The organism is Nonomuraea sp. NPDC001684, from assembly GCF_053596515.1.
On sequence record NZ_JBSFGJ010000336.1, the window covers coordinates 1 to 10,204 of the forward strand.

Here is a 10,204-nt window from a genome sequence, read left to right on the forward strand (position 1 = left end):
AGTACGTGGAGGGCCCGAGCCTGCGCACGGCGGGCCGGATCTTCGCGGGCGACGACCTGCACCGCCTGGCCACCGCCATCGCGACGGCGCTGACCGCCATCCACGACGCCGGGGTGATCCACCGCGACCTCAAGCCCGACAACGTGCTGCTGGGCCCGGACGGCCCCCGCGTGATCGACTTCGGCATCGCCAGGACCGCCGAGATGTCGCTCACCGCGACCGGCGTGGTGAGCGGCACGCCCACCTACATGGCGCCTGAGGTGTTCATCGGCCAGCGGGCGGACGCCTCGGCGGACGTGTTCGCCTGGGGAGGCGTCATCGTCTTCGCCGCCACCGGCCGTGATCCGTTCCACGCCGAGAACCTGGGAAGCATCATGCACCAGGTGTTGTCGGCCACTCCCGACCTGTCCGCGCTGCCCAGGACGCTGCGCCGGCTGGTCGCCTCGGCGCTGTCCAAAGAGCCGGCCCAGCGGCCGACCGCCCGCGAGCTGCTGCTGGCGCTGGTCAGCGGCGACGGCGCCCTCGACACGGCCCGCCTGCTGGCCCAGGGCGGCCAGCGGGCCGCCGGGATCGGCGCGCAGGGGCACGATCCCGCGCTCGGCACGCTGGCCGAGCAGGCGTACACGATGCTCGACCCGGCCGAGCGCGAGCTGGTGCCCGAGGTGTTCCTGCGGCTGGTGACGGTGGACGAGGCGGGCGAGCTGTCGGCCCGGCACGCCGAGCTGGCCGAGCTCGTCGAGGGGCGGGCGCCGCGCGAGGCGGCCGCCGTGCGGCGGATCCTGGCCGTGTTCGGCTACCTCCTGGCCGACCAGGACGGCGGCGTACGGCTGGCCAGGCCGGCCCTGCCCCATGCCTGGCCGCGGTACCGCCGGTGGATCGAGTCCAACCTCGACGGCCTGGCCGTACACCGGCAGATCCTCACCGCGGCGCGGCGCTGGGAGGCGGCGGGACGCCGGGACGGCGACCTGTTCCAGGGCAGCAGCCTGGAGAACGCGATGCAGTGGGCGGCCACCGCCCGCCGCGACATCACCCTGTCGCCCACCGAACGCGACTTCCTGGCCGCGGCGGCCACCCTGGCCAGGCACAGGGCCAGGCGGGCCCGGCTGACCTCGCTGAGCCTGGGCGGGCTGCTGGTGATCGCGCTGGTGGCCGGCGGGCTGGCCGTGCAGCAGAGCGCGGTGGCCGACGACCGGGCCGAGCAGATCGCCGGGCAGCTGACCAGGTCGGAGGCGGCCAGGCTGGCGGCGGCGGCGACCACGACCCGCCGGAGCGACCCGCACCAGGCGATGCTGGCGAGCCTCGCGGCCTGGCGGCTGGACCACACGCCGGCCACCCGAGCGGCCCTGGTGGCCTCGCTGGCGCAACGCGAGACGGCGATGTTCGGCGACCCGTCCACCGCGGGCGACACGGTACGGACGCTCGGCGCCGACGGCCGCACGCTGATCAGCGCCGACTCCACCACGACCCGCGTCTGGGACGTGCGGAACGGCCGCCTGCTGCGGACGCTCGCCACCCGGGCGGCCGAGCCGCTGGACAGCGTGACGCTGAGCCCGTCGGGCAAGGTGCTGGTGACCGTGACGGCCAGTCGCGCCACCGCGGTGGACCTCGCCAGTGGCAGGCCGATCAGCGACTACGCCTTCCCCACCGCCAAGGACTTCACGAGCGAGTGGGTCGACGTGACGTTCGAGCGGGACGACTCCGTCCTGCTCCTGGAGGCTGACCGGCGTATCCGCTGGGACCTGCGAACCGGCGCCGCCAAGGCGCTCGGGCCCGCCCCCGCGGGCACGTTCAGCCGGGACGGGGTCTGGCAGGCCGCACGGCGCGGTCGCCTGCTGGAGCTGACCAACCTGAGGACCGGGGCGAAGGACGTCATCGGCGACAAGGACGGCGCCGGCACCCAGGGCACCTGGAACGGCGGCGCGGCCGTGTTCGGCCCTGGCCTCATCGCGACGGTGGGACCGCGGTCCATCCAGTTCTGGCGCAGGTCGGACACGCATCTGCTCACCTCGGTCCAGGTACGCGGGGGCGAGGGGGCGGTGCAGGGGGCCTTCGACGGAGGCACCTTCCGCTACCTGCTGGGCGACCAGGTCTTCTCGGTGGACGTGGCCGACCTGGCCGTCGAGAACGACGATCACCTTGTGGGCATGGCGGCGCTGAGCGGCGACGGGCGGCTCGTGCTCCGCGACGGCGAGCTGTCCGCCGTCGGCGGGCGGAAGATCGGCGCGTTGCCGGAGGCGGAGAACGCGGTGTTCAGCCCGGATGCCCGTTTCGTCGCCACGTACGGGCCCGAGGTGCGGATCGTGGACACCGCCTCGGCCGACGTCCAGGGCACGCTGCGCACGTCCGCCGCGCAGGCGGCCTTCTCCCCCGACGGCGCCAGGCTGGCCGTGGTCACCGAGCAGGGCGAGGTCGAGCTGTGGGACCGGCGGACCAGGCGGCGGGGGTGGACGGCCAAGGCGGGCGCGGCGACGTACGCGGCCTTCTCCGCCGACGGCCGGACGCTGGTGGTGGCGGGCGACCGCGTGCACCTGCTGGAGACGGCCGGCGGCAAGGCCGTGGGGCCGGCGTTCGGCGGCGGCGGCAGGAACGCCGAGGGGGTGCGCGCGTATTTCACCCGCTCCGGCAAGGCGGTCGTGGTGCTCGACGCGCGGCGACGGATGACGGTCTGGGACGTGGCCACGCGCCGCAGGCTGGCCACCGCGCGCGGGTTCGACGTCCCCGCCGCCTACTCGCCGCGCGAGGACCTGCTGGCCAGCCTCCAGGTGGGCGGCAGGGTGCGGCTCGTCGACGTGATGTCGGGCACGGACCTGGGCACGCTGCTCGACGAGGGCGGCGGTCAGGACCCGGAGATCGGGCAGCCGCTCGACGTGGCGTTCACTCCCGACGGGTCGGCGGTGCTGACCGTGGACGGCAACGGCCTCGTCAGGCGGCACGCCGTGGGCGGGGAGGCGATGGCGGCGGCGGTGTGCGCGAAGGCGGGCGGGCTGAGCGCGGCCCAGTGGCGGGTGATCGTGCACGCGCTGCCGTACAGAAAGGCGTGTCCCTAGCCGGCGGCCGGGAGCAGGCGCGGCCGGCTCGAAGGGGAAGTCCGCCCTACCTGAATGGGGGGACCCCGCTTCCGAGGCGAGCCGTTGATCGTCACGACTGCGATATGCCGGCATATCCGGAAAGTGGGTCCCTTGTCGCCGACCGTCTTACGCCTCGCCTGCCTCTCTCTGGCGGCACTCCTCCTCGCCGCGGGCTGCTCCGCCGCACCCCCTGCCCCCGAGCAGGCCGTCCAGCCCCCGCAGGCCTGGAGCGGCGACTCCGCGGCAGGCAGCACGGAGGACGCGGATGACGATCGCGTCGAGGTCTGCGTCAGGAAGGCCACGTCGGTCAGGGTCGACTACCAGCTCTGCGACGACAAGGTGAAGGGCTACGCCCGCCGCCTCCTGACCGGCACCGCGAGGATCCCCGCCATCGGCAAGAAGGTCGGCAAGGGAGTGACCGGCGAGTACACCGGCCTGACGTACCGAGCTCCCAGGAAGGGCGGCAAGGGCGTGACCAACATGCTCCTGGACGAGGATGACCGCATCGAGATCTGTGTCCGCGAGGAGACCCGGGTCCGCGCCGCCGACAAGCACTGCGAGAACGACGAATCCGGTTTCGGCTGGTACTACCTCCTGCTGTCCGGCCAGATCCCCGCGGTCGGCAAGAAGGCCGCGAAGGGCTCCTTCTTCTCGAACGAGAGCTCCGCATCGTTCAGAGCGCGCCCGAGCGGCGGCAAGGGCAGCAAGGTGATCGTCGAGCAGGAGCCCCCGGACGTCACCGCCGACGACGGCACCCGTACGCGTACCTACAGCGGAACCTGCTCGATGACGATCGGCGGCTCCTGCGCGGACGACGACGGCGGTTCGACACCGTCATGGAACCGCCGCTGCACCACCTGCACCAGGAAATCCACCGGCCGCCGCCGCTAGAGCCCGGCCGGGGTGGGACGTCGACCGCCACCACGCCGAACCCGGTCGTGCCGGCGCACCTCGTCCTCTGATCGGTTGTGACGGCCGCCCTGTCGATAGGTAGATGACCGGTATATATTGATCGCGTGAGACAGATGCAAGAGCCGACCTTCCTGATCCTGACCGCGCTGGCTGCCGGTCCACAACACGGATACGGCATCATCACCGACGTGGAGCGCATCTCGGACGGCCAGGTCCGCCTACGCGCCGGCACCCTGTACGCCGCTTTCGACCGACTCCAGGAAGAGGGCCTGATCACCGAGGACCGGGAGGAGATCGTCGACGGCCGGGTGCGCCGCTACTACCGGCTGACCGGCGACGGCGCCGCGAGACTGGCGGCGGAGGCCGAACGGATGCGCAGGCACGCCAAGGCGGCCACCGCACGCCTGCGCGCGATCGGTGCGGGAGGAGCGGCATGAGCCTGCTCGAAGCCCGCTACCGCCGCCTCCTGGCCACCTACCCGCGAGACCACCGGGCGCGGCATGAGGAAGAGATGATCGGCGTGCTCCTCGCCGGAGCGCGGCCCGGCCAGACCCGTCCTCATCCGGCCGACGCGGCGGACTTACTGTGGGGCGCGCTGCGCGTCCACGGGCGGCGAGCCTTCGGCCCGGTGTCCTCGCCGGCCTGGCGCGCCGGGCTGGCGCTCGCCGTGGCGTTGTGGCCGTTCCTGATGCTGGCAGGTGAGCTGGCGACCGGACTGCTCCGGGGTGCCGAATCCGCGGGGAACCCGGGGGTCGCCGTGGCGCGGCCGACCTGGATCCTGTACCTGGCCGAGCCGATCGTCATCGCGGCCCTGCCGGTGCTGGCCGTGCTGCTCGGTCGGCGGTGGATCGCCGTGCTCGGCGTGATCGCGTTCGCGCTGTATCAGGCAGGCGATCCATTTCCCGGTCTCCTGGATCTGGACACACTGTTGTTCCCCAACCACGGCCCGGTCCTGCTGGCCCAGCTCGCGTCCGTCGCCATCGCCTTCGCGCCCGCGGCGCATCGCGCGATCACGGCCGTTCCGCGGCGCGCGTTCCTGCTGTGGGGGCCGCTCGCCGTGGTCGGGCTGACCGCCAGCAAGGCCATCGTGCGCTGGGTGGACGTGATCACCCACCAGGACATCGTGAGCTGGAAACCCGTGCCGTGGCTCGTCGTGGTCGGGCTGGCGGCCGGGTACGCGTGCCGGTCGGCCGTGGGGCGGCGGGCGGCGCTGTTGCTGTTCGTGCCCGCGGCGGCCCTCGGCGACCTCGGGGACCTGCCGTGGGTGCCGACCTTCACGGCCCTTGCCCAGCTCGGGTGCGCGGCCCTGGCCTTCACCGCCGCGGCCGCCCTGACCCTGCGGCGGAGAAGCCTGGGACGAGCCCCGGCTTCTTGAGCAAGAACCCGCCGCCCAGGCTCGCGCCTGCGGTCGAGGTGGACGAGCGTCGCGCAGGCGTGGCAGCCGCCGTCCGGGAGTCAGTCCCGCACGTTCGGTTCTGGAGGCGTCCGACAAGGCCCTGAACGGCTTCCCCTCGCCGGAACAGCTCGCCGGGGCCGATCCCGACACGGTTCGGCGGGCGTTCGCCCCGGTCAACGACTCCCTGCTGACCGCCACCGAACGGGAGGCGAGCGCCGGAGCCAGGATCGTGGTCTGGCCCGAGGCGGGCGGCGCGGCACGCGAGGCCGACAAGCAGCGGCTGATCGACGCGATCGCCGCGGTCGCCGTCCGGACCGGCAGCTATGTGGACGCCGGGTTGATCGTGATCACCGGCGCGCCGCCGTACATGCGCAACGAGACGGTGCTCGTCGATCCGAACGGACGGGCCCGGTGGACGTACGAGAAGGCCCGCCCGGTGCCGGGCATGGACCCGTTCGCCCCCGGGGACGGCAGGGTGCCCACCGCCGACACCCCGTTCGGCCGTCTGGCCAACGTCATCTGCTCGACGCCGACTTCCCCGCCCTGATGAGGCAGGCCGCCGACGTGGACCTGATGCTGGTGCCGTCCAACGACTGGTACGGCTTCGGCGCCACGCACACCGAGAAGGCGGCCGTCCGGGCGGTGGAGAACGGCTACTCGCTGATCCGGCAGGCCGGCAACGGCCTGGCCGCGGTCTTCGACCCGCAGGGCCGGACGCTCACCTCGGCCGACTACTTCACCACCAGGCAGCAGACGATGGCGGCGTATGTGCCTGTCGCCAGTGATCCGACGATATATGCGCGTATCGGCGACGTGTTCGCCTGGCTCTGTCTCGCGGCGATGGCCGTACTCGGGGCCGTGGCCATGCGCACCAGGCGGCCGACCGTCACCCCACCGCCGACCGGCCCGGAAGGCTCATGAGCCCGGCCGCCCCTACGGGCCGGGCGGGTCCTGCGGGGCGCTCCGGGCCTGGGAGCGGGCGGCCTGCACGCCGGCCTGGAAGCGGGTGTGGGCGCCGAGCCTGGCCATGAGCTCGGCGATGCGCCGCTGGGCGGTGCGGTAGCCGATGCCGAGCTGGCGGGCGATGGCCTCGTCGGTCAGGCCGGTCAGCAGGAGGGCGATCAGCCGTTCGTCGTCCTGCGGCGCCTCGCGCGAACCGGTCAGCCGCATCGGCAGCGCCCGCGCCCAGATCCCCTCGAACAGCCTGCTCAGCGCCTCCAGCAGCCCCGAGGGGTGCACCAGGAGCGCCGCGGAGTCGGGCGACTCGTAGCGCAGCACCAGCAGCGCGAACCGGTCGTCGACCAGGTAGAGCTTCATCGGCAGGCTGGGCAGCACCCGCGCCAGCTGGCCCGCGCCGATCATCCCCTCGATCAGCCGCAGCGCGCCCGGCCGGTCGATGAAGTCGCGCTCGTAGATGACCCGGCTGGTGATGCCGCGTTCCAGCAGCTCGCGGTGGGCGGCCACGCTGGCGTGCCGGTCGAAGTACGGCGGCTGGGAGAAGGTGCGTACCTGGTGGCGGGCCGCGCGCTGGAGCTGGAGGAGGCGTTGCCGCACCGCGGCGGCGCCGGTGATCACCTCCACGACCAGCGGCGGCTGCTGCCCGGAGGCGCGCTGCTGGAAGGCGTCGTCCAGGTCGGCGGCGCGCTCCCTGGCTCGCGCGAGCCCCTCTTCGGCGACGGTGAGCAACGCGTCGAGCGCGACGTCGGGGGCGACGGCGACGTACCGCGCCGGTTCGTCCGGCAGCCGGTCGACCAGGCCCTTGCTCTCCAGCCCGGCCAGCAGCGCGGGCAGGCCGGAGCCGGCGAAGCCCGCGGCGAGCCGGTCGAGGGTGGCCGGCGAGCACTCGACGAGCAGCTCGTAGAGCTCCTCCTCGGCCGGGCCCAGCCCGAGCGCTTCGAGCGTCACCGCAGCCAGCCGCGCAGGACGGCCTGGTAGCCGGCCTGGAACCGGGTCTGCACGTCGAGCTGGACCATCATCGCCTGCACCCGCCTGCGCACCGTGCGCACGCTCCAGCCGAGCTGCGCGCCGATGGCCGCGTCGGTCAGCCCGGAGATGAGCAGCGGCAGCAGGTCCTCGTGCGCGTCGGCGGGGCTCCGCTCCTCGGGCAGCCGGGCCTGCCCCTGCCGCACGCCCAGCGGGACGGCGCGCTGCCAGTTCATCTCGAACAGCGCGCCGAGCGCCTCCAGCAGCGTCGGGTCGTGCACCACCAGCGCGGATTCGACCAGGTGCCGGTCGTGCCGCAGCGGCACGATCGCCGTCGGCCGGTCGTTCAGGACGAGCTTCATCGGCACCTCGCCGACCCGGGCCTGCTCGCCGGCGGTGATGTAGTCGGTGACCACCGTCAGCGCCCCGGGCAGCTCCATCGCCTTCCTGTCGTACAGGACGCGGTAGTTCACGCCCCTTGCCAGCAGGTCGAACTCGCGCGCGTTCGCCCCGACCACCCCCACGTACGGCGGCGCGTCGAACACCCGGATCGAGCGGCGCGTCTCCCGCTGGAGCTGCTCGAAGCGGTCGTTCACCGCCTGCCTGCCGATCACCACCTCGACCAGCCCGGCGGCGTCGCGCTCGGTGCCCGCCCGGTGGAAGGCGGCGCTGAGCCCGGCGATGCGGCCCCGGGCGGCGGTCAGCGCCCTGGCCCTGGCGCTGATCAGCGCGTCGAGGCCCATGCTCGGGGCGACCGCGGCGTACCTGGGCGGGTCCTCCGGCAGCCGGGTGACCAGGCCGAGTTCCTGGAGCCTCGCGCAGAGCGCGGCCTGCGGGCCGGCCAGCCGCTCAAGGTCGGCGGCGGTGATCGGCGAGACCTCGATCAGCGTCTGGTACAGCGCCTCTTCGGCCGTCGACAGGCCTAGGGATTCGAGCATGCGCCCATCGTGTCCTCTTCCCGCCAACGGCGTGAAGAGGACGAAAGGTCATCTTTCCGGATATGGCGCGGAATGGGAGGTTTTGTGTGCTCGATCATGAACTACTCCGAGGAGAACCATGGCTCGCCGCCCGCTCGCCGGGCTGACCGCGTTGGGGTTGGTCCTGTCCATGGGGATGGCCACGCCCTCCCCTTCACCCGAGTCCGCCGACACCCCGGCCCCCGCCCCGGGCGCCTTACCCGCCGCCACCCAGCTCACCCTGATCACCGGCGACGTGGTGACGTACGGCAAGGCCGCCGACGGCACCCCGCGCGCCGACGTGAAACCGGCCAGGCGCGCCGGAGGAGCGCCGGTGTCCTTCATGACCCTGCGCAAGGGCGACTCCTTCTACGTCTTCCCCTCCGACGCGCTGGCCCCGGTGGCCTCGGGCCAGGTGGACAAGGGCCTGTTCGACGTGGCGTACCTGGCCGCCAACGGCTACACCGACGCCGAACGCCCGACCCTGCCGGTCATCGTCCAGTACGGCGCCGCCGAGCAGGCCGCCGCGACGCTGTCGGCACGGGCCGACGCGCTCCCGGCCACCGCCTCGCCCGTCGCCCTGGCCAGCGTCGGAGGCGCCGCCGTCAAGGTGGACAAGAAGGCGGCGCGGGAGTTCTGGGCCGCGGCCGCCGTGTCCTCCACTGCGTCCCCCACCGCATCACCCACCCCGTCCCCCGCCGTGTCCCCATCCGCGCGCGCGACCGCGCCGACGGCGATCTGGCTCGACCGCAAGATGAAGGCCGTGCTCGACAAGAGCGTGCCACAGATCGGCGCGCCGCTGGCCTGGGCCGCCGGCTACAAGGGCAAGGGCGTCAAGGTCGCCGTGCTCGACACCGGCGTCGATCCCGACCACCCCGACCTGGCCGGCCGGATCGGGGCGACGGCCAACTTCACCGACGATCCCGACGCCCGCGACGGCCACGGCCACGGCACCCACGTCGCCTCCACGATCGCCGGCTCCGGCCGGTACACGGGCGTGGCGCCCGAGGCGACGCTCCTGGTGGGCAAGGTGCTCAGCTCGTCGGGCACGGGCACCTCGTCGCAGGTCATCGCGGGCATGCAGTGGGCCGCCACGCAGGCCAAGGTGGTCTCGATCAGCATCGGCGGCGAGTACGAGGACCAGAACGGCCCCGTCAACCAGGCGGTGAACACGCTCAGCGCCGAGACGGGCGCGCTGTTCGTCGTGGCCGCCGGCAACGACGGCGGCAGCCGTACCGTCAACGCGCCGGGATCCGCGGCGGCGGCGCTGACGGTCGGCGCGGTCGACCGTGAGGAGAGACTGGCCCCCTTCTCCAGCAGAGGCCCGGCCCCGTTCGACTACGGGCTCAAGCCCGACGTGGTCGCGCCCGGCGTCGGCATCGTCGCGGCCCGCGCGCGGGGGACGTCGATGGGCTCGCCCGTGGACGAGCTCCACACCGCCGCCTCCGGCACCTCGATGGCGACCCCGCACGTGTCGGGCGCGGCGGCCATCCTCGCCGGGCAACACCCCGACTGGACGGGCCCGCAGCTCAAGGCGGCGCTCATCGGCACCGCCAAGGACGACGGCCTGACCGCCTACCAGCAGGGCGCCGGGCGCATCGACGTGGCCAGAGCGGTCACCCAGCAGGTACGCGGCTCGGGCAACCTCGACTTCGGCTTCCTGAGCTCCCCGCAGAGCGGCCCGATCACCAGGAAGATCACCTACACCAACGACGGCGACCAGCCGGTGACGCTGACCCTGCGCGCGAGCATCGCGGCCCACCGCGGCACCGCCCCCGAGCAGACGCTCAAGCTGGACCGCGACACGGTGACCGTCCCCGCCCACGGCGCCGCGGACGTGGCCGTCGCCTTCGACCCGTCAGGACCGGCCACCTGGTACGCGGGTGCGGTGGCGGCCACCGGCGGCGACGTGGTCGTGCGCACGGCCGTGGGCGCGTTCGTCGAGCCGC

General features: G+C 73.5%; 9 protein-coding genes. 7 read left to right on the plus strand and 2 right to left on the minus strand.

Annotated features, from left to right (window positions below):
• The 6 genes from ACWCSD_RS38305 to ACWCSD_RS38330 all read left to right on the plus strand — a co-directional run.
• Positions 1 to 3,047 (plus strand): protein kinase domain-containing protein (locus tag ACWCSD_RS38305; protein ID WP_449922260.1); only part of this gene is annotated, 3,047 nt, incomplete at its 5' end.
• A 132-nt stretch (positions 3,048 to 3,179) separates the two neighbouring features.
• A complete protein-coding gene (locus ACWCSD_RS38310) occupies positions 3,180 to 3,959 on the plus strand; it encodes a hypothetical protein (protein ID WP_397158175.1) in 780 nt (259 codons plus the stop codon).
• Positions 3,960 to 4,093: 134 nt separating this feature from the next.
• Positions 4,094 to 4,417: a PadR family transcriptional regulator gene (locus ACWCSD_RS38315; RefSeq protein ID WP_449922272.1), complete on the plus strand. Its 324-nt coding sequence runs from the start codon at positions 4,094 to 4,096 to the stop codon at positions 4,415 to 4,417.
• Positions 4,414 to 5,355 (plus strand): hypothetical protein, encoded by a 942-nt coding sequence (locus ACWCSD_RS38320; protein WP_449922262.1) that lies wholly within the window; start codon positions 4,414 to 4,416, stop codon positions 5,353 to 5,355. Before ACWCSD_RS38315 ends, ACWCSD_RS38320 begins: the two co-directional genes overlap by 4 nt.
• Before the next feature lie 208 nt (positions 5,356 to 5,563).
• Entirely contained in the window at positions 5,564 to 5,923 is a 360-nt protein-coding gene (locus ACWCSD_RS38325) for a nitrilase-related carbon-nitrogen hydrolase (RefSeq protein ID WP_449922274.1), read from the plus strand.
• Positions 5,923 to 6,297, plus strand: coding sequence for a hypothetical protein (locus tag ACWCSD_RS38330; protein ID WP_449922264.1), 375 nt, complete (start codon positions 5,923 to 5,925; stop codon positions 6,295 to 6,297). Before ACWCSD_RS38325 ends, ACWCSD_RS38330 begins: the two co-directional genes overlap by 1 nt.
• 12 nt (positions 6,298 to 6,309) lie before the next feature.
• On the opposite strand, the gene ACWCSD_RS38335 is transcribed toward ACWCSD_RS38330, so the two are convergent.
• Positions 6,310 to 7,281, minus strand: coding sequence for a helix-turn-helix transcriptional regulator (locus ACWCSD_RS38335; protein ID WP_449922266.1), 972 nt, complete (start codon positions 7,279 to 7,281; stop codon positions 6,310 to 6,312).
• Positions 7,278 to 8,237: a hypothetical protein gene (locus ACWCSD_RS38340; protein ID WP_449922268.1), complete on the minus strand. Its 960-nt coding sequence runs from the start codon at positions 8,235 to 8,237 to the stop codon at positions 7,278 to 7,280. Before ACWCSD_RS38340 ends, ACWCSD_RS38335 begins: the two co-directional genes overlap by 4 nt.
• A 118-nt stretch (positions 8,238 to 8,355) precedes the next feature.
• Between ACWCSD_RS38340 and ACWCSD_RS38345 the strand changes: the two genes are divergently transcribed.
• The coding region (locus ACWCSD_RS38345; RefSeq protein WP_449922270.1) for a S8 family serine peptidase at positions 8,356 to 10,204 on the plus strand (1,849 nt) is incomplete at its 3' end.